We start from the raw sequence: 23474 nt of genomic DNA on the forward strand, positions 1-23474 counted from the left end.
CCCCTATTACTACGGCAATTATAGATATTGGGAATGCTGACAAAGCAATGTAAGGCGGCAACTCATGCAAAGTATTTTCAGCATTCGGTGTGGCGAATTCCCAAGATACAAAAGTGAATGTAATTCCAATTACCCACCCGGCTACGGAAGTTTTGAGCGCCATTCGACCAAAATTTCTCATTTAGTTACCATGAAACATAACAATTTAATATCTGCCCAAATGGTGTAAAAACTTACACCAAAATGGGGTATATAATTCGTTCATAATAATCCGATAACTTCTTTTCTCACAACCCTTTAATGCGCACTACCCTAGTGCACTCTAAATTTTATTGCGTTAAATACACCACTCTTGGTGATCATTTTTTGCCTTGGAAAACTCTAGCGGATTTTACAACTTCTAAGAAATAATCAGCGTAAAAACTCGCTATAGGTTCAGTTAGCGCATAGCAGTTAGCGTGGTAAGTTTCTGCAAAAAGGAGTTTACATGAAGTCACCTTTCATTAATGCAGTCTATGAGTTCATGATGCTCAAACGGTATGCAAAACGCACGATTAAAAGCTATTTGGTTTGGATTGCCGACTATATTCGATTTCACAACTACCAACATCCAAAGAAAATGGGCGATCAGGATGTACGTGTTTACTTAACCCATTTGGCGGTAAAGCGAAACCTGTCAGCCAGCACCCAGGCGAGTGCGCTTAATGCATTGGTATTTTTATATAGTAAGTACCTTGAACAGCCACTTAGTGACGACATTGGTTTTGTAAATAGTGGCCGAAAACCCAAATTGCCCACGGTTTTAACCATTAGTGAAGTACAGCAGTTACTGGCGAATATTCCTGAACGTCAGTCATTACCCGTGTCTATGCTCTATGGCAGCGGATTAAGACTCATGGAATGTGTTCGATTACGCGTTAAAGATATCGACTTCGACTACCGCTGCGTGAAAATCTGGAACGGTAAAGGAGGAAAGCACAGAGTGGTTACGCTTTCAGACACCCTGGTTGCCCCACTTCAAACACAAACGGAAAAAGTAAAACATTTACTGAAACGAGATAAAGCTAACCCAGAATACGCAGGAGTTTGGATGCCGCAACAGCTTGCGATAAAATACCAAGGCGCGAATAAGTCTTTAGAGTGGCAGTATTTATTTCCTGCAAGTAAAACCAGTATTGATCCGGAATCGTCGTTACGACGCCGACATCATATTGATGAAAAGCAATTACAACGGGTAATACGGAATACAGCGAGGGAAATTGGCCTGAAAAAATCCGTTACACCGCATACGCTACGCCATTCATTTGCTACGCATTTACTATTAAAGGGCGCGGATATTCGAACAGTGCAGGACCAACTGGGCCATAGCGACGTGCGCACTACCCAAATCTATACACATATATTACAACGGGGAGGAAACGCAGTGGTGAGCCCGCTTGAACTGCTATGAGTAAAAACGGGCCAACGAATTAAAGTGGTTATTCTTTGTCGTAAAGAATATCCATAACAGCAGCAAGTTCAGTTTTGCCGGCGCGCACTTCTTCTTCGCTCATGTCAGCAATTTCGTGCGGGAACACTAACCAGTCATCGCTTTCGTTTACAAAGTAATCTGGCACGATGTCGGTTTTGTTGTTTGCTGGCTTGTAATAAGGGCAAGCAATACGGATGTCTTTTGGCATATTCAAGCGCATCAACTTTTTGATTTGCTTAATAAGTGCGTCTACGCTGCGGCCTGAGTCGAACACGTCGTCCACAATCAACAGATCATCGTCTGCATTGGCATTCTCAATTAAGTAATGCAGGCCGTGAACGCGAATGTCTTTGCTTTGCTTATTAATGCCATAGTAAGAGGAAGTACGTACGGCAATATGATCCGTAGGGACTTTCTTAAATTCGAAAAACTCTTGTACAGCAATACCAATTGGCGCACCGCCGCGCCAGATACCCACTATAAACTGCGGGCGAAAGCCATCTTTGTACACTTGCGACGCGAGACGAAATGAATCCTGAAGCAGATCCTGCGACGTAATAAAAACTTTATTCATAGTGTCGGAACCGGGCGAAAAATAAAAACGAGATTATAGGTAAAATTCAGTAATATTGCACGGATATTACGGCATTTTCCTGACCATTTATTCAAGTTTTGAAGCGCGATTAAAATTTAGCACGCTAAAGCACTACCCTTCTCGCTGCAAAATTCTGGCAGGCTGCACTTTCATGGCGCGCTGTGCAGGGTACCAGCTGGCAAGTAAACACAGCAATAACGAAAACAACGTAACCCACACTACTTGTTCCCAGCGCATATCTACGGGTAAGCCGTTACCATCTGCCGACAGTGCCAGGTGTATACCTAACAGATCCAATAAATCGTTAATAAACAGCACAGCTAAAATACCCAGTACCGCGCCAATGGCCGCCCCTTTTAACCCATTTAACACGCCATTGATCATGAAAATAGCTCGTACATTACTGACTTGCATGCCTTGTGAGAGCAAAATGGCAATGTCGCTGTTCTTTTCAGACACCACCATTACCAGTGCAGACACAATGTTGAACGCTGCGACGGCAATAATGAGCAGCAGCATTAAAAACATCATGTTTTTTTCCATTTTTACGGCGTCAAACAAGGGGCCCTGGCGAGAGCGCCAATCAGAGGTAGCGTATCCAGCATCCTGCAGTACCTGCACGACTCCCTGATACTCAAACGCGTTATCTAAAAACAATCTTGCATCAGCCACGCTGCTGGCGGGCTTACGCAACAAACGGGTCAGGTCATTTACATGTAAATAAATCACCTTGTCGTCCAGTTGTGAACCTAAATTGAACACCCCGGTTACCGTTACCAGTCGCTGGCTCGGCATTCTGCCATAGGGCGTATACACACTAGCACCTGCAACCATAATGCGAATTTGGTCGCCCGGCGTGACTTCCAGCTCCATGGCCAGTGCCCGGCCAATAATCACGCCAAACTTGGTGGTATTGAGCCTGTCAAATGTACCTTCCAGCATGTTTTTAGCCACTATGCTGTGCTGTTGCATGGCTTCAGGATCGACGCCTTGCAGCTGCACTCCCCGCAACGCCTGACGCGACTGCACCAATCCTTCCGCTTCACGAAACACGCTCACTGCTCGTACACCCGGCAAGGCTAATTCGGACATATTTTCAACCGGTGTATCATGGGCAACAACCTGCGGCACTATGCCCAGAATTCGTTGGCGTAGCTGAGCTTCAAAGCCGTTCATTACCGACAGCACCACAATCAACGACATCAACCCAAGCGCAATACCGGCAATGGAAAATCGGTTTATAAACGCCACAAAACTATTGTGTTTACCGGCAGTAGCGTATCGCGTTGCTATAAATGCAGAGAGTGGTAATTGCATGAAATTGGGTCCCGGTACAGTGTTTTCGTGCTTGCTATCGACAGGGGCGCGCCGCTGCGCGTATTTATCAAAACACTGTTATAATAAACAAAAACTTAAGCTCGCTGCATAATACGTGTAAGCTAACCAGCGCACAAGTCAGCCCGGAGAGGTAACGTGGATTCACTCACACTGGAACAGAAGCAGGCACAATTTAACGAATTCTTTTTAATTGGCCATGCACTAAAGGTAAATGTTCGCACACTTGCCAGCGATTTCGTGTTACCCGAACCGGAGCAACTTGAAGAACACATGCCTTATGCGTTTCGCATCGCCAGCGAAATGTCAGCCATCGAAACCCAGGCGCTACGCCCCTTAAGAAACCTAAGCAGCCACGCTTCGGATTTGGTGAATTACCTCACCCATCAGTCGCGTAAAATCGATTTGATGATGTCTTATATTTTGCATCAACAGGACGATCCAAATTACCGCACTGAAAGTATCAGGTTCGGCGGTGGTGGCGTGGTCATAAACCACGATTCAGAACTTGCGGTTGGCACTATCGCAGAGCTTAAACTGTTTGTTACCGAAGAGGCCGCTGCGGTTTTTTGCTACGGCGAAGTTATTGCTTGCCAGCAAGAGCCGAATGGCTACCATATAGCCTTCATTTTTACCCGAATTCGAGAACAGGATCAGGAGTTATTGGTGCGAGCCAGCCTGCACTTACAAACGCAGCAACTTAAAAAGCGTAACCAATCGAATCAGCCCTAGATCCGCGCACTTTTGCCGTTGAGCCAAGTACGCCTTAATTACACTGAACAGGAATCATGACAGCCTCGCTTCTTTCATTGCCGTTACCCAAAGCCAGAACGTCCGCCAGTCATCAGGATCACCAGCAATGGGGCCATTTACAAGGCAGTAGCCGTGCACTAGCTGTGGCACAAGCCAGTCAACAAGCACAAAAGCCGCTGGTACTCGTCACTGCCGACACACCCTCAGCACTAAAGCTAGAAAAAGAAATCCGCTATTTCCTGGGCAACGACGCGTCCAACACGCCGGTTACGCTGTTCCCCGATTGGGAAACCCTGCCCTACGACACGTTTTCTCCGCACCAGGATATTATTTCACAGCGACTGGAAACCTTATTCCGTTTAACCCAGGACCCAACGGGTATCTTCATCGTACCGGTGAATACCTTAATGCAGCGCCTGGCACCGGTGGAATACATCGGTCAGCATCTGTTGCTCCTTAAAAAAGGTCAGCAGCTCGACCGCGATACCTTCCGCAGACAGTTGGAACAAGCAGGCTACCTGCACGTAAGTCAGGTACTCAGTCACAGTGAATTCTCGGTTCGGGGCAGTATTATTGATTTGTTCCCCATGGGCAGCAAACACCCTTACCGAATCGACCTGTTCGACGACGAAGTCGACAGTATTCGGTTATTCGACACCGATACCCAGCGCTCAAGCGATGCGGTTAACGAAATCCGTATGTTACCGGCCAGGGAATTTCCAACCGACAAAAACGCCCTGAACCTGTTCCGTCAGCAGTTTCTGGACCGCTTTGAAGGCAGCAATAACGAAGGATCAATATTCGGGCAAATTACCCGCGGCACTATGCCCAGCGGCGTAGAATACTACCTGCCGTTATTCTTTGAGAAAACCGCCACACTGTTTGACTACTTCCACCCCGACACACAACTTGTGCTGCACGGTGATGTCAACGACGCCAGCGAGTTCTTCTGGGCAGACGTGTCTGAACGCTACGAACAGTATCGCTATAACAAAGACCGCCCGCTATTACCGCCCGAAGCCTTGTTCTTACCGGTCAATGAATTGTTCTCAGGCATTAAGCAATGGCCGCGGGTTTCGTTAAGTCAGGAAGTGTTGGAAGACAGTGCAGGTAAACACAATCTGCACTGCGAAAAGCTCAACGACATCGCGCTGAACCCGCAAAAGAAACAGCCGGCGCAGGCGTTATTAGCCGCTATAGACGACGCCAAAACCCGAGGGGCAAAAGTACTGTTTTGTGCCGAATCACAGGGCCGGCGTGAAAACCTGCTGGGCGTGCTGCGCAAATACCAAATCAAACCGGTAGAGTTCAGCCACTTTAACGACTTCCTCACCAGCCATGAATCGGTTGGGATCAGCATTGGTATGGTCGAACACAGTTTCCGCTGGTCCAACCCGGACGGCGAGCTGTTATTTATTACAGAAACACAGTTACTCGGCCACAAAATCAGCCAGCGCCGTCTGCGAACAGCGCAGAAAGCCACAGACGAAAGCGCCATAATTCGCAACCTGGCCGAACTGTCTGTGGGTCAGCCGGTGGTGCATCTGGATCACGGTGTAGGCCGTTATATTGGTTTGCAAACCCTCGACGCGGGCGGCATCCCCACTGAATACCTGTGTATTGAGTATGCCAAACAGGCAAAACTGTACGTGCCGGTGTCGTCACTGCATTTAATCTCGCGCTACAGCGGCGGTGAACAAGACAGCGCGCCTTTACATAGCCTGGGCTCAGACGCCTGGGCCAAAGCCAAGAAAAAAGCCGCCGAAAAAGTGCGCGATGTGGCTGCAGAATTGCTCGATGTCTACGCCAAACGCGCCGCTAAACCCGGTTTTGCGTACCCCATTAACTGGGAAGATTATCAGTTATTCTCCGATACCTTCCCGTTTGAGGAAACGCCCGACCAAATGCAGGCAATCAATGCCGTTATTCAGGATATGGGCGCACCGCAGGCCATGGATCGCCTGGTATGCGGTGATGTAGGCTTCGGTAAAACAGAAGTCGCCATGCGCGCGGCTTTCCTGGCAGCCAATCAGGGCAAACAGGTCGCTATTCTGGTGCCCACTACCCTGCTGGCTCAGCAGCATTACGAGAATTTTAAAGACCGTTTTGCCAACCTGCCGTTCAGAATTGAAGTAATCTCGCGCTTTGTAAGCGGCAAAGCACAAAAGTCCGTACTCGACGGTATCGCCTCAGGCAACGTCGACATTGTGGTTGGTACACACAAATTATTAAGCGACGCCGTGCAGTTCAACGATTTAGGCCTGGTGATCATCGACGAAGAGCACCGCTTTGGTGTACGTCAGAAAGAGAAATTTAAGTCACTGCGCGCCGATGTGGATATTCTGACCCTAACGGCCACGCCGATACCAAGAACATTGAACATGGCCATGTCGGGCATGCGTGATTTGTCTATTATTGCCACCGCGCCAGCACGACGTTTAGCCATTAAAACCTTCGTACAGCAGCGCGACAAAGCGGTGATCCGTGAAGCCATTATGCGTGAGATTTTACGCGGTGGTCAGGTGTATTTCCTGCACAACGAAGTCGACAGTATAGCCAGAACGGCAGAAGAAATTGCCGAAATCGTGCCAGAAGCGCGCATTGCCGTTGGCCACGGTCAAATGCGAGAGCGCGAGCTGGAGTCGGTAATGAGTGACTTCTATCACCAGCGCTTTAACGTGTTGGTATGTACCACCATTATTGAAACCGGTATCGACGTGCCTACTGCTAACACCATTATTATGGACCGTGCTGACCATCTCGGTCTGGCCCAACTTCACCAGTTACGTGGTCGTGTCGGCCGTTCGCACCATCAAGCCTACGCGTATTTGCTAACCCCACATCCCAAGCGCATGACTCGCGACGCGGTTAAACGTCTTGAAGCGATTGCCAGCCTGGAAGACCTGGGCGCAGGCTTTGCGTTAGCCACCCACGATCTGGAAATTCGCGGCGCGGGTGAATTGCTTGGTGAAGACCAGTCAGGGCAAATCGCCACCGTGGGCTTTACGCTGTACATGGATATGCTGGAACAAGCGGTAGAAGCACTCAAAGCCGGTAAAGAACCGTCATTAGACGAAGCCGCCAGCCATCAGACTGAAATTGAGCTTCGCATTCCGGCGCTGCTGCCAGACGATTACATTGCCGACGTAAACACCCGGTTGTCGCTATACAAACAGCTGGCCAGTTGCAAAAACAACGACGACATCGAAGCCTTCCAAATTGAATGTATCGATCGCTTTGGTTTACTGCCTGACGCGGCTAAAAACCTCATCGCCATTGCCGAACTGAAATTAAAAGCACATAAGCTGGGCATACAAAAAATGGACTTCACCAGCGTCGGCGGCACAGTGGAATTTAAAGAGACCACCCCGGTCGATCCTGGTTTCATCATTTCGCTAGTGCAAACCCGCAGTAAAATGTTTAAGTTTGAAGGCAGTCAAAAACTCCGGATCGTAAAGAAAACCGAGACAGCGCGCGAACGATTAGCTATGGTGGAAGCGCTTATTGAAGAATTTGCCAGGGAGACAAAATAAGCATGAGGCGGATTATCGGTTGTCTTATCGCACTCAGTACCTTTTCAAGCGGCCATGCTATGGCCCAGGATGACGATAAATGGTGGTTCGACGTAGAAGTGGTGTTGTTTTCACGCTCCACTGCCGTCGGCGATTTATCGGAATCTTTTGAGCAGCAATCGCGGCTCACCGCCCCCAAAACAGACTGGGATTTATTGTCACAGTATTTCCAGCCGGATTTGCAGTGGGTCTATTCATCTTTGCCTGTATGCGGAAAGCCTGAATCGCCCCTTTGGGCCGAAGCCCCTGATCTTGAAGAAATCATTGCAAAATACTATGTGCCAGAGCCTGAGCCAGAGTTTAGCGAATCGGTAGACGGTTACTCAGCCGAAGCGGTTGAAGACACCAGCGACACGGTTGAAGAAAGCGCACTCATACATGAACAAGACACCACAAACCCTCTTTTAACTGTTGACCCAACGATGTCTGACACGGTTGCAGACACGGAAGCGGTGATTATTCCCCCCTCCCCCGAAACTATTGCCAGCTATTGGGTAGAATCTCATGTGGGCGACATCATTTACAAAGATGCAATGCCAGCAAAGCGTGACTTAAGCTGCGTTGCTCAACAAGGCCCAGCGTTTGTTACCAATACTCCGCAGTGGCATTGGCAGGCCCCTAACCTACATGTACCGTTTCCTGATCAAACGCCATTAATTATTCACGGTGCAGACTGGGCGCGCGCCAATGGACCGCATTTATTGTCTGAAGAACAACTCACTCAACAGAATTTGTTTACCAGTGTACGCTGGCGCAAAGGCATTGATCGCCTGGCACACTTTAGCTGGCGTCAGCAGGTTAAGTTCGGGCAGGATAACGCCGAAACCCTGCGCCTGTTTGCTGGCCAGAACTTTGCGGAACAATTCACCGTTGAAGGCGAATTGCGTCCCGAGCCCATCGAAGGCCTGCTGGACTCGCCTGATTCAATGAATAGTGGCAGCGACTCAGCCTATATCGATCCTGACACCGTGAAAGCCGAAAAAACCGCCGCATTTTTCAATGAGCTCAATACCCGTCTTGCTCAGCCTCAGCCAATCAGTTACGCGGCTATGACTGCCCCGCAGGACGAAAACACTGGCTTAAATATCGACCCTTACAATACCCAGCTACCCCCAATCTGGGAGCTGGACGGGTTTATCCAGGTATTCCTGAAATACATCAACAGCGTGCCCTACCTGCATATCAACAGTGAACTGTTTTACCGTCAGCCGGTAGCAACAGATGTGAAGCAACAGAGCGATTCAACCAGCGCGCCAACTTATGAACTGGTATCGATTCCGTTCAGGCAGGTTCGCCGCGTGATCAGCACACAGTTACATTATTTCGATCACCCGCTGTTTGGTATGGTTGTGCAAATTCGCCGCTACGACCGCCCGGCCGCAAAACAAAGTAATACTGACGACACACAATGAAGATTTACACCAAGACCGGCGATGCCGGCCAGACTCAGGTTTACGTAGACAAAGCCATACGGGTAAGCAAACACGACCCGCTTATTGAATGCTACGGGGCAATAGACGAACTGAATGCGCATGTCGGCCTGCTTCACGCGCAACTACAGGAAAGCTGGTCACAACAGAACAGCGAGCACGGCGTATCGCTGGCCTGGTTAACCCGGATTCAAAACAACCTGTTTAGCGCCGGGTTTGCTATGTCTGCCAGCTCTCGCTTACCAGAATCGGCTGTAGCTGAGCTTGAAGAGCAAATCGATGCCATGCAGCAAACACTCGCCCCACAAACGCAATTTATATTGCCCGGCGGCAGCGTTCAGGCGTCTCAGGCACATGTGTGCAGAACAGTGTGTCGTCGCGCAGAACGACAATTGGTAAGCGCCAGCGAACAAACCGACATTGCCGCGCCCGTGTTGCAGTACGTCAACCGTCTGTCAGACTGGTTGTTCGTGTTTGCCCGCTACCTGAATTTACTGGCAGCCGTACCCGATACGCCCGTGTCGTCGAAGTAATTTGGCGCATATAAGGCTAATCGCTAACACAATTACGTGTGTTTTATGACATTCAGCATCGATCAAAAATTAATTTTTGCGGTACGTGGAAAAAACCTCGAATTAGTAAAAGAGAGAATAGCCGCAGGCGGTAATTTAAATTATCAGGATGTTAGTCACGGCTCTGCTTTGGTTGCAGCAATTAATAATAATGATGTCACAATGATTCAATATCTTATTGATCATGGTTCAGACGTAAATGCAGAAAATGCTCACGGTATAGTACCAATTGAAATTGCACTTCATCATGCTACAGATGAGGTGGTCAGACTTTTAGCCTGGTCAGGAGCGAAATTACATAGCCGCTCGAGACCACATTGGCGAAAACGTTTAGAAGAATGTTTAAGCAGCCGCTGACCATCTCGTTACCTTGTGTAACGCGATACTCTGAAACTAAACCAGGCTGAGACTTAACCAAAAAAGCGTTGATTAAGGCTACTGTCTGAAGTCTTTACCGCTTCTCATTTGAACTACAATCGGGTTACCACCACAACGCCGGTGATCACCAGCCCTACCAGAATATTCAGTATGGTGCCTTCGCGCACCATAGTTTGAATGGGAATGCGTCCACTGCCGTACACTATGGCATTGGGTGCGGTCGCGACCGGCATCATAAACGCGCAGCTAGCGCTGATTGCCGCAGGCATCATTAACACAATCGGATCGACCCCAATCGCCGCTGACGCACTGGCTAACACCGGCATCAGTAATGTAGCCGTGGCGGTATTAGAGGTAATTTCAGTGACAAAGCTTACCGCCAGACATAACAACAATAACGTCAGCACAACAGGTAAAGCCGATAAACCCGTTAAGGCCTCGCCCAGCTGTTGACTCAGGCCCGACGCGGTAAACGCCTTTGCCATACAAATACCACCGGCAAACAGCAACAGCATGCCCCAGGGAATCGATTCAGCGGTGCGCCAGTCCAGCAACTGGCCCGGTTTTTCTTTATCGCCGTCAGGGACCAGAAACATTAACACCACGCCGGCAATTGCAATGGTACTGTCGCTCACCAGGGTCATACCGGTCCATGCAGACCAGTAAGGGCGGAATATCCAGGCCAGCGCCACAATGCCAAACACGGCTAATACCCGCTTTTCAGCAGCACGCCACCCACCCGCTTTGGGTAAATCACACGGCGGCATTTCACCCAGGTTACGAGTTAACCAGAACGACATGATCGGAATGGAAATAAGCACCACGGGCACGCCGGTCATCATCCAATTCAGGAAGCTCAGCTCAACCCCAGTGGTTTGCTGATACACGCTCATAAAAATAATATTCGGCGGGGTGCCGATGGGCGTTCCCACTCCGCCCAGACTTGCAGCATAAGCAATACCCAGTAACAGCGCTGTCGCCAGTTTAGGCGAGTCCATTGAAGTAATGATTGCCATCGCAATGGGTAACAACATAAGCGCCGTTGCCGTATTGGAAATCCACATACTCAGCACAGCTGAGGTTAGCATAAACCCCAACACTAACCGTTTGGCGCTGGACGATCCGCATAATCGCAACATGTATACTGCAATACGTCGGTGCACCCCGGACTTTTCCAGCGCTTTTGAGAGCATGAATGCTCCCATTAGCAATAAAATCACATGGCTTCCCAGCGCAGACGAGGCCTCTTTGTAGTCAATCACCCCCGCCATGGGGAACGCAACAAAGGGAATCAATGAGGTAACGGGGATCGGCAATGCCTCGGTCACCCAAAGAATAGCAATTAACACCGTCAGCGCCGCCGTTAAGCTTAATTCAGAAGAATGGCCGTTAGTGTCCAATAGCCACCATAGCAAGGTGCTCACAACCGCACTAAAAAGAATGACGTTATTTTTTATTTTCATAGTTTGCCAACCCGTACTAAGCGTACGTACTCCTGTTTACCTGAGGTAATTATGGCGTCCTGAGCCTGTCGTAATGGGCGCTCTTAACGATTAAAGCCCTGTTGTAGCGGTCTTTGCCTCTTTGTGAATACTGTCGGATGGCATTGCTACTGATTGATTTTATAGCTTTTCTTGTTATTACAACCAGCTTAACCCGAGACACTGCTCGCGCCAATACCCCTTCGTCGCATCCCGGTCAGACCTGTTAGTTATAATTCACTGGCATTTGCAATTCATCGTCTTGTAAACTGGTGGTTATACACTGCTTTTTAATGCAGAAAGGTATTTAGAAGGACACTTCCCATGCTCAAGTGGATCAAATGGTTGTTCATTGCAGTCATTGCCATCGTATTCATCGCCGGTGCAACCGTGTACGTAACGTTGTCGCAAAGCTTACCTGCACTGGACGGTCAAAAGCAGCTGCGCGAAATCAGCCACCCTGCCAGCTTGTCACGTGATGCATTGGGTCAGGCTGTCATCACCGCAGCCAATCAGCTGGATGCTGTTTACCTGTTAGGTTATGCCCACGGGCAAGACAGACTGTTCCAAATGGATTTACAGCGCCGCGTGGCGGCTGGTGAGCTGTCTGAGTGGTTGGGTGAAGTCGCCCTAAACGTCGACAAAAATAACCGTTTTCATCAGTTTCGACGCCGTGCCGAGCGCATATTGCCGACCTTACCGGATTGGCAACAACAGGCGCTGGTGCAATATGCCAAAGGCGTGAATCAAGCTATCAGCGAGCTTGGTGCCAAACCGTTTGAATATTTGCTAACCGGCTTTGACATCAAGCCCTGGACCGAAGTTGACAGTCTGTTAGTGGTATACAGCATGTACCTGGACTTACAGGGCAATACCTTGTCCAGAGACTTAGCGCTCACCGAGCTTGCCAAACGCTATGGTCAGCCGATGGTCGATTTTATTTTACAGTCCAGTCAGTACCAGGCGGCACTGGATGGTAGTCGTCAGCAATTTAAAGCAGATATTCCCCCCCTGCCCGGCAACGATGTAACCGCAAAACATACCGTCGAGGTTTTACCTTTTGTGCCCGAAGTAGGCAGTAACAACTGGATTGTCAGCGGTGAGCTTACCGACGGCGGTGGCGCTCTACTTGCCAACGACATGCATCTGGGCTTCAGAGTACCGATTATCTGGTACCGTACTCAACTTAATTACGCCCGTAACGATTACGATGTGAATATCACAGGCGTGTCTTTACCCGGTGTGCCCGGCATCATTGTCGGCACCAATGGTCATGTGGCCTGGGGCTTCACCAACGCCTATATCGACACGGCGGACTGGGTAGAAATCAGCGACCCTGGCAGTCTTACCGAAGTAGAAGAAACCATACTGGTAAAAGGCGAAGCGCACAGATACACCCGTTTGGAAAGTCAGTGGGGGCCGGTTAAACAAATCGGCGACCGCTACTACGCACTGCAATGGGTTGCACACCAGCCGTACTCTGTAAACCTTAACCTGATGTTAATGGATACCCAGTTGAGCGTGCTCGATGCGATTCCCGTGGTACGCAAATTGGGTATTCCGGTGCAAAACTTCGTAATGGGTGACACCCGCGGCAACATTGCCTGGATGCCAGGCGGTGCAGTGCCCGGCCGCCAGGAGCCCAAAGACATCGCCGTACCTGAATCACAGGCTGCCGGTGGCTGGGACATCGATGAAATGGATTTACCGGTGGTGATGAACCCTGACACCAAACGAATATGGACGGGTAATTCCCGGGTAATGAGCGCAGAAGATGCCACGCGTTTTGGTGACGGCGGTTATGCCCTGGGCGCCCGTGCACAGCAAATTCGCGATCGCTTGTTCGACTATCAACAATTCGATGAAGGACGCTTTTACCAGATTCAGTTAGATAACGAAGCGCGTTTCCTTCAGCCCTGGCATGCATTGCTTCGCCAATTACTGAATCGCAATAGCGGCTATTTTGCCAACGACATTGCCGCGCTGGAAAACTGGGGCAACTGCGCCTGTGCCGATTCAGTGGGTTACACATTGGTGAAGCATTTCCGCCAGCAGGTAATTTCCGCCGCGTTTGATTCAGTATCCGACACGCTAACGGCCAAGGATTTATCATTACGCCCTCTAAGCCGTTATTTGGAGCCCGCAATCTGGCAACTTATTCGCAAGCAGCCACCTGGCTGGTTACCAGAAGGCCAGAGTGACTGGCAGGCGTTTATGCTGGCGCAATACGAAGAAGCTAAAGCGTCTTTGGAAAAGCAATATGGTAAAAGTGAGGACCTCTCTACCCTTCGTTGGGGTAAAGTGAACACCCTGGCCATTACCCACCCGTTTGCTAACCAAATTCCACTGGTAGGTAAATACCTGAACATGCCGGAAGTGGAAGGGTTTGGTGATACTTACATGCCGTCTGTACAACAGCGTGCATTTGGTGCATCCGAGCGTTTATTTGTGCGCCCGGGTAAACTGGAAAGCGCGGTGCTGACGTTACCAGGTGGTCAGTCGGGTCACCCGCTATCGCCCTTTTACCGGGCGGGCTTTATGGATTACGCCGAGCAAAGGCTTACGCCGCTGCTTCCCGGCGACGCCATTCACACGCTTTCATTTACCCCGCAGTAGGAGCAAATATGACACCGGGCATTGTGGCTGCCGAGCGTAAAAAAATCGCGCATAAGGTGCACAAGTATACACACGACAAACAAGCGGCCTCCTATGGTTTGGAAGCCGCCGAAAAGCTATCGCTGGCTCCCGAACAGGTTTTCAAAACCCTGGTCGCTGAACTTGACACCGGCGCGCTGGTGGTAGCGGTAGTGCCGGTTACTCATCAATTGAACCTTAAACAACTGGCTAAAGCGGCCGGTGCGAAAAAAGCACAAATGGGCAATCCACAAAAAGTAGAGCGTACCACAGGCTATGTGCTGGGTGGTGTCAGTCCGTTGGGCCAAAAGAAAGCCCTGCCCACGTTTATCGACGCATCGGCAGAGCCTTTCGACACTATCTACGTGAGCGCGGGAAAACGCGGTCTGGAAATTGAACTAAGCCCACAGGATTTAGCTGGCCTGACCCGCGGCAAGTTCGCCCCACTCGCAGGCTAAAAAAATGGGCGCTGAGCATAGTAACGCGCTGCCTTTGGGATACGAACTAGTTAAAGGGTGCTTACCGCCAGCGCAGTGCCACGCCATCTGTGAAGAATTGTCATCGCACCACGTCTGTGCCGGCACGGGTGGCATTCGCAATGCCGAGAAGAAGTTTACTGGCATTCGTGATCTAGCCCACTGCGCCCATTTGCTGAGTCTCGCGGCTCAATACCTCAATGGTCCCGCGCAGTTAGTGCGCGCCATCGTATTTAATAAGACCGTCGACAATAACTGGCTGGTAACCTGGCATCAGGATAAAACCGTGTGCGTGTCAGCGAAATTCGATGCCCCTGACTGGGGCCCCTGGAGTGAAAAAGACCATACCCTGCATGTACAGGCACCACTTGCTGTTTTAAATAATATGGTGACGTTGCGAATCCACCTGGATCCCGCCGACATTAGCAGCGGCTGTCTGAAAGTCATTCCCAGTAGTCATCAGGCTGGATTACTCTCGCAGAAAGACATCGAGCAAATAGTTCGACAACAGCCGGAAGTAGTATGTGAAGCTGGCGTGGGAGATGTACTGGTAATGCGCCCCCATTTGCTTCACGCCTCGTCAAAAGCACAAAACCCGTCTCAACGACGAGTTGTACACTTAGAATACAGTGGCTACTCGCTGCCTGACCATGTCAGCTGGGCCTGAGTAAGCAACCAACCGCGCTTAGTTACTTTTGAAACGCTGTTGCCACAAGCGTTTAGCTTCTTTAATCGCGACGTCACCTGGCGGATTAGTCCCACCCAGCTCTATTGCGATTTCATTGATAATTGCATCACGCTGCGCAATCATCTCGTCCGCTTTCGCAAACAAATCCTGTGCTTGCGGGTACTGTGCTTTTAAATCCTCAATACCGGCTAACGAATGATATCGCTGCTCAAAACCTTCATTAAACAACGCGCGGTTTGCATGAAACTGCAAATACTCCAATCCTTCCTGTGACGCAATAAAATCAATATCCTGCTGACTCAGTTCAGCGGCAACGGCAACCTCAACCGCCTTTTGTTGCCAGGTTTGTAATGCCTGAGCGTCCTGCTGCTGAATAGCCTGCTTAACGCCTGCCATTAAATCGCTGGCGTGCAGAATTTGTTGGCGAAATGAAAGCGAAGCTAATGCAGCATCCTGTTGTTCATCTTCAACAGGCGTTTGTGGTTGAGTAAACCAAACCCCTGCTGCGGCAATTAGCAGTACAACGACCAGTATTAAGCCTTTGAGAAATGTCATAAAAAATGCCTACCCCAAAACTACGTGTAGGTTAGAAGATCTGTCAGCCAGAAGCCCAACTAACAGCATAAAAAGGCCAGCAGAGCTGCTGGCCAATGATGTCTTTTTAAAGCACTACGTCTCTACTCTGTAGGCGGCTTGGAATTTTCAACCCGACTCTTGAGTTTCTGACCTGGGCGGAACGTAACCACGCGACGCGCTTTGATCGGAATGTCCTCACCCGTTTTCGGGTTGCGGCCAGGCCGTTCATTCTTGTCACGCAAGTCAAAGTTGCCAAACCCGGAGAGTTTCACTTGTTCACCGGATTCCAGTGCGCCTTTGATTTCTTCAAAAAACGCTTCCACCAAATCCTTAGCGTCTTTCTTGTTGATACCCAGTTTTTCGAATAAGTGTTCAGCCATCTCGGCCTTGGTTAATGCCATAATTTACTCTCTTAACGCTGCCCCGAATTCAGATTCAAGCCCTTTAACCACTGAATCTACCACCGCTTGGATCTCTGCATCTTCCAACGTTTTGTCTGGATCTTGCAGGATCAGTGATAACGCAAGGCTCTTATAGCCGTCGGCTATTCCTTGACCAGTATACACATCGAACAAGTTTAGGCCAACTAATTGATTTGCGCTATTTTTTTCAATAAATTTTATTACATCGCCAACAGCCACGGTTTCAGCCACGGTAATCGCGATGTCACGGCGGTTTGCCGGGAACTTGGAAACCGGCTTCGCAGACGGTAATTCACGCTGTGTAACGGCACTTAACAGCAGTTCAAAAACAAACACACGTCCGTTGGTGCCCAGCTTTTTGCTGAATTGCGGGTGTACCGCGCCCAGCCAGCCAATGTGCGCATCATCAAGGTAAATTGCCGCTGACATGCCCGGGTGCAAGGCAGAATGCGTTTCAGCTTTGAAGCTCACTTGCTTGCCTTTACCGGTTAGTCCCAGCAGCGCTTCTACATCAGCTTTCGCATCAAAGAAATCAACAGCCGAATCAGTACCGTCCCAATGTTCCGCTAAGCGACGACCAGCAAGCACGCCCGCCAGCATCGGCTCCTGATTAATGCCGTTCGGTGCATCAGCATCGGGAACAAAGCGCAGGCCAGTTTCGAACAAACGAATGCGGTTTTGCTGACGCTTCTGGTTATACGAGGTTGCCTGAAGCAGACCCGGCCACAAGCTCACACGCATAATAGACATGTCTGAAGAAATCGGGTGCGGCAATACCAAACCGTTGCTTTCCGGGAACAACAGGTTTTGAATTTTCGGATCAACAAACGAATAGGTAATGGCTTCGTTGTAGCCGCGGTTAAGTAGTACTGCTTTAACCGCATCCAGCGATAATGTCGCTTCGTTTGCCGGAATCATTGACAGCGCGGCCACTGGGGCAACATTAGGAATGCTGTTGTAACCGTAAACGCGAGCCACTTCTTCGATTAAATCTTCTTCAATCGCAATATCAAAGCGGTACGACGGTGCTTTGGCAACCCAACCTTCGTCTGATTCTGTTGCCTGCATGCCCAGTCGAGCCAGGATTTCAGACACGGTGTCATCAGCAATATCAATGCCCAGAACACGCTTCAGGCGTGCTTTACGCAGCGTAACCTCGGGTTGCGCTGGTAACGTAGCGTCATTCACTGCTTCAACAACCGGGCCGGCTTCTCCGCCACAGATATCCAGAATCAAACGCGTCGCGCGCTCCATTGCGGTAGCCTGTAATTGCGGATCTACACCACGCTCATAGCGGTGCGATGCATCGGTATGCAGGCCGTATTGGCGCGCTTTGCCCATAATGGCATCCGGCGCGAAGAACGCACTTTCCAACAAAATGTCGGTGGTGTTTTCGTCGGTACCTGAATGCAGCCCACCGAAGATACCCGCCATTGCCAGCGCTTTATTGTCGTCGGCAATGACCAGGGTGTTGTCTTTGAGCTCTACCGTGGTTTCATCAAGCAGTGTCAGGGATTCACCTGCATTAGCCATGCGTACATTAATACCGCCTTCAATAGAAGCCAGGTTGAATGCGTGCATGGGGTGACCAAGTTCTAGCAGTACGAAGTTGGTTACGTCTACAATCGGGTCGATGCTGCGAATTCCACTGCGGCGCAGTTTTTCAGTCAGCCACAGAGGTGACTGCGCTTTTACGTTAACGCCTTTCACCACGCGGCCCAAATAGCGCGGGCAAGCTTCAGGCGCGCTTAACGTAATCGCCAGCTTGTCTTCAATAGTTGGTGCAACCGCTTCTACCAATGGTTCAGTTACGTCGGTGTTATTTAACACGCCAACTTCACGGGCAATACCGCGAAGGCCAAGGCAATCTGCACGGTTAGGCGTTAAATCAACCTCAATGGTAACGTCATTGAGTTCAAGGTAGTCGCGAATATCAGCACCAATCGGCGCATCCAGAGGCAACTCAATAATACCGCTGTGATCGTCGCTAATACCCAGTTCAGAGAAACTACACAACATGCCGAACGACGGCTCACCGCGCAGTTTCGCTTTCTTTATTTTAAAATCACCCGGAAGCACTGCGCCAACTTTGGCAACAGCGACTTTCAGGCCTAGACGGCAGTTTGGTGCACCACATACGATGTCCAGCAGCTCGTCTTCGCCCACATTAATTTTGGTCACGCGCAGTTTGTCAGCGTTAGGGTGTTGTCCACACTCAACCACCTCGCCTACTACTACGCCTGAGAAGTCACCGGCAACCGGTTCTACGCCGTCGACTTCCAGTCCTGCCATACTTAGCTGCTCGCACAGTTCATCCTGTGACGCAGCAGGGTTAACCCATTCTCTTAACCACTTTTCACTGAATTTCATGTTGATGCCGCCTTAGTTGAACTGCTTGAGGAAACGGAGGTCGTTTTCGAAAAACGCGCGTAAGTCATTTACGCCGTAGCGCAACATGGTTAAGCGCTCAACGCCCATTCCAAAGGCGAAACCAGTGTATTCTTCAGGGTCAATGCCCACAGCACGCAGCACATTCGGATGCACCATACCGCAGCCCAGTACTTCCAGCCACTGGCCGTTCTTACCCATCACATCGACTTCTGCTGAAGGTTCAGTAAACGGGAAGTAAGACGGACGGAAGCGCACTTGCAGTGACTCTTCAAAGAAGTTTTGCAGGAAATCGTGCAGAATACCTTTCAGTTCAGTAAAGCTCACGTTCTTGTCTACCATCAGGCCTTCTACCTGGTGGAACATTGGTGTGTGAGTTTGATCGTAATCGTTACGGTATACACGTCCCGGCGAGATAATACGCAATGGCGGCTTTTCTGCTTCCATAGTGCGGATCTGTACACCAGACGTTTGCGTACGCAACATGATTTCCGGATTAAAATAAAAGGTATCATGGTCAGCACGAGCCGGGTGATTAGCCGGAATGTTCAGCGCGTCAAAGTTGTGGAAGCTGTCTTCTACTTCCGGGCCGGTCTTCACTGCGAAACCCAGCTCGCCAAAGAACTTTTCAATACGGCTAATTGTGCGTGATACCGGGTGCAGGTTGCCTGCGAACTCGGTGCGACCCGGCAGGGTCACGTCAACCGCTTCTTCAGCCAGCTTCTTATTCATTTCTGCTGTGCGCAAGGCGTCGCCTTTCACGCTGATAGCCTGTTGAATAACTTGCTTTGCTTCGTTAATTTTTTGTCCGGCAAGTGGACGTTCTTCAGCAGACAACTGCCCTAACCCTTTTAACAGATCAGTCAGTTTGCCTTTTTTACCCATGAACTCCACCCGAACCTGGTCGAGCGTGGCTGCGTCGCTGGCAGCATCAATCTCTGCTTTCGCCTGATTGACTATCGCTTCAAGCTCCATGTTTACCCCAATTTGGTACAAAATTACTGTGTGGCAGACCCGACATGGTTGCAATCAAACGGATTGCAAAACGGCCGGAACTGTAAAAGGCCGACATTTTACACAAAGGATAAAAGGCACGGCTACCCTAACGGGCTGATTTCAGCAAATAAAATGCAAAAACCTGCAAAATTGCAGGTTTTTACTGTTCAAATCATACCAGTGCTTATTTGACGAGAGGCAGAATCGCTTTGAATTCCGGAATATCGGCCCGTTCGAGCAATTCGTACAGCGCCATTTCAACACCGCTAATGTGTGCCCCCAGGCGTTGCATTTTGTCCAGCGCCAGGGCTTTGTTCTGAGGATTTCTGGATGACACCGCATCATTTACAATATGCGCGTGATAGCCGTTGTCGAGTAGGTCACATACGGTCTGGTAAACGCAGATGTGAGCTTCAATGCCACACACAAGCCAGTCTGTACGCCCAGTTGATGCAATCGCCTGTGAAATTGCCGTGTTACCCATTGCACTAAACGTAGATTTAGCGAAAGGCTCATAGTCTGACAAATGTTCAGCTATTGCCGGCACCGTTGTGCCCAGTTTGTCTGGCAACTGCTCTACCCAAATCACGGGGAGCCCAAGTATTTTCATGCCTTGCACTAAGGTGATAACAGATTGAATCGTCTCATCGCTATTGGCAACCAGTTTAGCCAGCTTTCCCTGCACGTCGATGATAATCAGACCGGTATTTTGTTGTTGTAACACACGCCTATCCTTCTCGGTTTCGTTTCATCACTATAGCTCTCTATCATACATACCCTTCACGCACTCCATGGGCGCACTATCGGTGTTTCACCGCGATAACCTGACCATTTATCGTGCACCGACTGAATAAAATTGGTGCATTTAATTTCATCAATGAAATAACGACGCTCAAAAGTGCGCTCACATAGCAACAGCACGACTAATTAAAACCCTATTTTCTATCGCTGATAGATAAAACCATAACCTATTGAATAAATTTATATTAATAAAAATTACTTGCGTTTATTAGACCTATCCCCCAAGTACTTCTGCGCCTTATTCTGACCACCTGGTCAAGTTTTGGCACGTGTTGTGCTCCAAGGCTGTCGGGAACACTTCACACTCACTCAACAGGGAACACTAATGAAACACTCTCATTCTTTTCATCCCATTGCGGTAGGTATTGCACTTTTTCTTCTTGGCAGTACTACCACCGCACTCGCTCAGGAAGCATCAGAAGTCAGTGAAACTGACGTTGAAAAAATAGATGTACTGGGCAAAAAAGCGGATTACTACTCCATTATGCCAAACGGCGAAAACCGCAGCGCGTTTGGTTTAGACAAATCACTGTACGAAACCCCTCGTTCAATTACCGAAATCAGTGAAGATCTGGTAGATAAGTTTGCGCTGCGCAGCGTTGATGATTTGGTTCGTTTAACCCCGGGGGCGTTCACCAGCTCGTTCTTCGGTATTAAAGGCGCCATGGATATTCGCGGTGAGCCTGCCGACAACTATTTCCGGGGCTTTCGTCGCATTGCCAACCCGGGTGCATTCAATACCATTGTGCGCGGTGCGGAAAAACTTGAAGTCATGCGTGGCCCGGTGTCACCACTCTACGGTAGCGGCAGCGTGGGTGGACAGCTCAATTACACCCCCAAATCGGCCAAAGTAGGCGGCAGTAAATACATCGATGAAGTCACCGGTGACATTTCAGTTACCGTGGGTTCGTACAACCAACGCATCATCTCGGGCAGCCTGGGTATCCCTCTGGAAATTGGCGGTAAATACGGTGGCCTGCAGTTATTTGCCGAAGTTGAAGATTCAGAATCGTTCTTTGATGGATATGAGCCTTCCAGTGAGTTAGTTCAGGCTGCTGTCGATTTTGACCTGTCCGACAGCACGACTCTGCAGTTCGGCGTGCAGTATCAGACGACTGACAGTATTCAGGTGCCGGGTTGGAACCGCGTCACGCAAGACCTGATTGACAAAGGTACTTATATAACCGGTGCCGCGCCGATTCGAAACTCTGACAATCCGATAGGCGCCAATACTCTGCTGCCTCAGGAGTCGTCGTTCATAGCGTCGTTTGCGCCCAGCTTCCTGAATAACGCATTTAGCAACGTAAACAGTTGGTGTACGGCTGCCGACGCGGGTGCAGGTAATGCCTCGTACAACGGTTTTGAAATCAGCTGTGCCGGCGGTTTTGGTAATTTCCTGGCTGACCGCACACTGGCTAACCCTTATGCGTTAACCGATGCAGGCACTACGCAAATCGATCATCAGACTACGTTTATCGACGATCAGGATTACGCTGATACCACGGCGATTACCGCGTATATCGACATCACCCATGAGTTCGAAAGTGGCACTGTATGGAAAAATGAAGCGTTTTACGATTACATGGATCACACCAAGTACCAAAGCTGGGGTTTCACCGCCTATTACCCGGACGCTTTCCTGTATGAACTTCGCAGCAGCCTGACTTTCGAGTACGAAGGCGACAGTTTTACTGCTAACAGCATAGTGGGTGTGAACTACCGCGAAGAACATTTGGATAACTACGCCGCCTGGATGGATGAGACGTTTGATTTCCGTGATATTTCCGTAGGGCCAACGGCTAATGACCGTATTTCTCCAGCATCGTTTGACCCATATGAAAATGCCACACTCATTTATGACGAAGATGGCAACGTCACCGGCGTCGATGGCACGTTAACCCCAACTTCAACGAAGTGCACCTGTCCAAATCGGCCAATGCCGGAACGTTTTTCCTGACCGATATCGCCTATGGCAAATTTAACGTACTACTAGGTGCGCGGTTTGACTACTTCGACGTTGAATCAGAAAACGGCTGGGTAGCCTATTTAGGCGACCCTCAGGGTAATGGTGTTATAACAGGTGATGATACGGCGTTTAGCTATAACACCAGTATTTCCTACGATGCAGATGGTATTATTCCCTATATCACCTATGCAGAAACCAACTCGTTGAGTACCAACCAACTTGGCGGGATCATTCCAACGACCATTGAGTCAAGCGAATATATCCAGGAATCGGTGCTTCAGGAAGTGGGTGTCAAAATGAACCTGCTCGACAACCGTTTGTATACCGCTGTTGCCTGGTACGATCAGGAAAAGACCTATCGTGACAGTCAGACCGGTGCGCTTGTCGCCGTGTATGGTGATGGCCTGGAATTCGAAATGCGGGCTTTGGTGAGTGAAAATCTGTCTATTCTTGCAACGGCTACCCACACTAATACCGAAGAAGTCAGTAATGGTGCGTTAGCGGTTATCAACGGCGCTGATTTCGCGGCACAGAACGGGCTCAACCCGGAAGATGTGTATGGCGGCCGTATTGCAGGTCCCCGTTCGGCTTTTGTTGGCATGAATACGCGTCTAGAGCGCGGTGGCCTGCCCGACAATATCATCAGTATTTCAGGTACCTGGGCACAGGAACTGGGTGAAGGCGATGTGACAGGGAGTATCGGCCTGACGTGGGTTGACGAAACTTACACTGACATATTGCAAACCGTCATGCTGCCTAGCTACAGCATTGTGAATGGCTCTGTAAGCTATGCGCAAGGACCGTTTGTTGGTCTTCTGCAAGTGAATAATTTGCTGGATGAAGAATATTATACCTCGGCTGATTTATTCGACTCAGTAGTCGTTAAACCTTCAGCGGGCAGAACCTTCTCGTTCACTGCAACGTATAAGTTTTAAAGAAA

20 protein-coding genes are annotated in these 23474 nt (G+C 49.6%); 11 read left to right on the plus strand and 9 right to left on the minus strand.

Annotated features, from left to right (window positions below; all coding sequences use genetic code 11):
- Nucleotides 1–181 (minus strand): hypothetical protein (locus tag BUB81_RS22300; protein ID WP_217653481.1); only part of this gene is annotated, 181 nt, incomplete at its 3' end.
- 306 nt (nucleotides 182–487) lie between these two features.
- Between BUB81_RS22300 and BUB81_RS18605 the strand changes: the two genes are divergently transcribed.
- Complete coding sequence (locus BUB81_RS18605) at nucleotides 488–1450, plus strand: integron integrase (protein ID WP_073324871.1); 963 nt, start codon at nucleotides 488–490, stop codon at nucleotides 1448–1450.
- A 28-nt stretch (nucleotides 1451–1478) separates the two neighbouring features.
- Here the strand turns inward: BUB81_RS18605 and BUB81_RS18610 are convergent, their stop codons facing one another.
- Entirely contained in the window at nucleotides 1479–2045 is a 567-nt protein-coding gene (locus tag BUB81_RS18610; protein WP_073324872.1) for a phosphoribosyltransferase, read from the minus strand.
- Between the two features lie 132 nt (nucleotides 2046–2177).
- Nucleotides 2178–3383 (minus strand): lipoprotein-releasing ABC transporter permease subunit, encoded by a 1206-nt coding sequence (locus BUB81_RS18615; protein ID WP_073324873.1) that lies wholly within the window; start codon nucleotides 3381–3383, stop codon nucleotides 2178–2180.
- A gap of 156 nt (nucleotides 3384–3539) precedes the next feature.
- On the opposite strand from BUB81_RS18615, the gene BUB81_RS18620 reads away from it, so the two are divergent.
- The 5 genes from BUB81_RS18620 to BUB81_RS18640 are packed head-to-tail and all read left to right on the plus strand — an operon-like array spanning nucleotide 3540 to nucleotide 10085.
- On the plus strand, nucleotides 3540–4133 hold the full coding sequence (locus tag BUB81_RS18620; RefSeq protein ID WP_073324874.1) for a PilZ domain-containing protein: 594 nt from the start codon (nucleotides 3540–3542) through the stop codon (nucleotides 4131–4133).
- Between the two features lie 56 nt (nucleotides 4134–4189).
- Complete coding sequence (gene mfd, locus BUB81_RS18625; RefSeq protein ID WP_073324875.1) at nucleotides 4190–7687, plus strand: transcription-repair coupling factor; 3498 nt, start codon at nucleotides 4190–4192, stop codon at nucleotides 7685–7687.
- 2 nt (nucleotides 7688–7689) lie between these two features.
- The gene (locus BUB81_RS18630; protein ID WP_073324876.1) at nucleotides 7690–9138 is read left to right on the plus strand and encodes a CsiV family protein; all 1449 of its coding nucleotides are present in this window, start codon (nucleotides 7690–7692) and stop codon (nucleotides 9136–9138) included.
- Nucleotides 9135–9689, plus strand: a complete 555-nt coding sequence (locus BUB81_RS18635) for a cob(I)yrinic acid a,c-diamide adenosyltransferase (protein WP_073324877.1) — start codon at nucleotides 9135–9137, stop codon at nucleotides 9687–9689. The genes BUB81_RS18630 and BUB81_RS18635 overlap by 4 nt, the downstream gene beginning before the upstream one ends.
- A 45-nt stretch (nucleotides 9690–9734) precedes the next feature.
- A complete protein-coding gene (locus BUB81_RS18640) occupies nucleotides 9735–10085 on the plus strand; it encodes an ankyrin repeat domain-containing protein (protein ID WP_073324878.1) in 351 nt (116 codons plus the stop codon).
- A gap of 113 nt (nucleotides 10086–10198) precedes the next feature.
- On the opposite strand, the gene BUB81_RS18645 is transcribed toward BUB81_RS18640, so the two are convergent.
- The gene (locus BUB81_RS18645) at nucleotides 10199–11569 is read right to left on the minus strand and encodes an SLC13 family permease (protein ID WP_073324879.1); all 1371 of its coding nucleotides are present in this window, start codon (nucleotides 11567–11569) and stop codon (nucleotides 10199–10201) included.
- Nucleotides 11570–11911: 342 nt separating this feature from the next.
- Between BUB81_RS18645 and BUB81_RS18650 the strand changes: the two genes are divergently transcribed.
- The 3 genes from BUB81_RS18650 to BUB81_RS18660 are packed head-to-tail and all read left to right on the plus strand — an operon-like array spanning nucleotide 11912 to nucleotide 15364.
- Nucleotides 11912–14203 (plus strand): penicillin acylase family protein, encoded by a 2292-nt coding sequence (locus tag BUB81_RS18650; protein ID WP_073324880.1) that lies wholly within the window; start codon nucleotides 11912–11914, stop codon nucleotides 14201–14203.
- 8 nt (nucleotides 14204–14211) lie between these two features.
- Nucleotides 14212–14679 carry a Cys-tRNA(Pro) deacylase gene (gene ybaK, locus BUB81_RS18655; protein ID WP_073324881.1) on the plus strand — a complete coding sequence of 156 codons (468 nt, stop codon included), beginning with the start codon at nucleotides 14212–14214 and terminating at the stop codon, nucleotides 14677–14679.
- 4 nt (nucleotides 14680–14683) lie between these two features.
- Complete coding sequence (locus BUB81_RS18660) at nucleotides 14684–15364, plus strand: phytanoyl-CoA dioxygenase family protein (protein WP_073324882.1); 681 nt, start codon at nucleotides 14684–14686, stop codon at nucleotides 15362–15364.
- 18 nt (nucleotides 15365–15382) lie between these two features.
- On the opposite strand, the gene BUB81_RS18665 is transcribed toward BUB81_RS18660, so the two are convergent.
- The 5 genes from BUB81_RS18665 to BUB81_RS18685 form a co-directional block, all read right to left on the minus strand.
- On the minus strand, nucleotides 15383–15940 hold the full coding sequence (locus tag BUB81_RS18665; RefSeq protein ID WP_073324883.1) for a hypothetical protein: 558 nt from the start codon (nucleotides 15938–15940) through the stop codon (nucleotides 15383–15385).
- Between the two features lie 122 nt (nucleotides 15941–16062).
- The gene (gene ihfA, locus BUB81_RS18670) at nucleotides 16063–16362 is read right to left on the minus strand and encodes an integration host factor subunit alpha (protein WP_073324884.1); all 300 of its coding nucleotides are present in this window, start codon (nucleotides 16360–16362) and stop codon (nucleotides 16063–16065) included.
- A gap of 3 nt (nucleotides 16363–16365) precedes the next feature.
- Complete coding sequence (gene pheT / locus BUB81_RS18675; RefSeq protein ID WP_073324885.1) at nucleotides 16366–18753, minus strand: phenylalanine--tRNA ligase subunit beta; 2388 nt, start codon at nucleotides 18751–18753, stop codon at nucleotides 16366–16368.
- A 12-nt stretch (nucleotides 18754–18765) separates the two neighbouring features.
- On the minus strand, nucleotides 18766–19746 hold the full coding sequence (pheS, locus tag BUB81_RS18680; RefSeq protein ID WP_073324886.1) for a phenylalanine--tRNA ligase subunit alpha: 981 nt from the start codon (nucleotides 19744–19746) through the stop codon (nucleotides 18766–18768).
- 205 nt (nucleotides 19747–19951) lie between these two features.
- Entirely contained in the window at nucleotides 19952–20491 is a 540-nt protein-coding gene (locus BUB81_RS18685) for a hydrolase (protein WP_073324887.1), read from the minus strand.
- Nucleotides 20492–20893: 402 nt separating this feature from the next.
- Between BUB81_RS18685 and BUB81_RS18690 the strand changes: the two genes are divergently transcribed.
- Nucleotides 20894–22525 (plus strand): TonB-dependent receptor plug domain-containing protein, encoded by a 1632-nt coding sequence (locus BUB81_RS18690; protein ID WP_073324888.1) that lies wholly within the window; start codon nucleotides 20894–20896, stop codon nucleotides 22523–22525.
- The gene (locus BUB81_RS18695) at nucleotides 22483–23469 is read left to right on the plus strand and encodes a TonB-dependent receptor domain-containing protein (protein ID WP_073324889.1); all 987 of its coding nucleotides are present in this window, start codon (nucleotides 22483–22485) and stop codon (nucleotides 23467–23469) included. The genes BUB81_RS18690 and BUB81_RS18695 overlap by 43 nt, the downstream gene beginning before the upstream one ends.
- Nucleotides 23470–23474 lie beyond the last annotated feature (5 nt).

Source organism: Marisediminitalea aggregata (assembly GCF_900129565.1).
GTDB classification, from domain to species: Bacteria; Pseudomonadota; Gammaproteobacteria; order Enterobacterales; family Alteromonadaceae; genus Alteromonas; species Alteromonas aggregata.